Consider the following 853-nt stretch of genomic DNA (forward strand, 5'->3'; position numbering starts at 1 on the left):
GAATCCGTCGATGCTCGACCAGCGACCCAGCCGGTCGGTTGCGAAGAGATGTCCGCGCCGGATCCCGATGCTCCGGCGTTGTGCGACCAGCATTGCCAGCGCGATCACATCGCCACGGCCGATGCGAAGGCCCCTCAAGTGCCTTACCAGCCCGCGCTGGCCGCCTCCGCGCTCGTGCAGGCTCTGTTGCCACCGGTACACGCACGTTCTATCGGGATGTTCCGGTGTGCGTGTCCGATCCGCCCCCCCTGCAGCGCTTCTGTAGCCTGCTGATTTAAGCCCCTCCTGGATTGACCCGTGCTCGTGCTGCTTGTGTTGCAGCACGCTCGTTGTCGTTTGTCCGGAGGTCTTATGGAGATGTCCTTCTTTCTGCGTGCAAGACGCAGGATGGCGTGCGGGGTGTTGTTTGCCCTGGCGCTCAGTGGTCCTGTGGTGGCGGCACCGCCCGCTATCCCGATCAGCTATCCCGAAGCACTACAACAAGCGCTTGCTAACGCCCCTACCCTGCAGGTGCGCCGATCCCAGATCGATGCAAGTACCGAAGAAGCCGCGCGTGCCGGCGCGTTGCCCGATCCACGTCTGATCGTGGGGCTGGCGAACTGGCCCGTCAGCGGACCCGATGCCTTCAGTCTGCGGGCAGACGAGATGACCACCCAGCAAGTCGGGCTGATGCAGGAGTTTCCTGCCCGTGCGAAACGACGTGCCGAGCAAGCGCTGGCTCAAGCGACGCTGGCACAAGCGCGCTCACTGTCGATGGTCGAACAGCAGATGGTGGTCCAAGCGGCCGCGCAGGCCTGGATCGAGCTGCGGAGTACGCAGCAAGCCGTAGATGCGTTGGAAGGTTTGCGCGAGC

Annotated in this window: 1 protein-coding gene; it reads left to right on the top strand. The window is 64.0% G+C overall.

Annotated elements, in window-relative coordinates:
• Nucleotides 1-297: 297 nt before the first annotated feature.
• Nucleotides 298-853: TolC family protein (locus tag ACI2JH_RS19325; protein WP_404736972.1), on the top strand; the 556-nt coding region annotated here is incomplete at its 3' end.

This window comes from Stenotrophomonas sp. NPDC078853 (assembly GCF_044901215.1).
Classification (GTDB): Bacteria; Pseudomonadota; Gammaproteobacteria; order Xanthomonadales; family Xanthomonadaceae; genus Stenotrophomonas; species Stenotrophomonas lacuserhaii.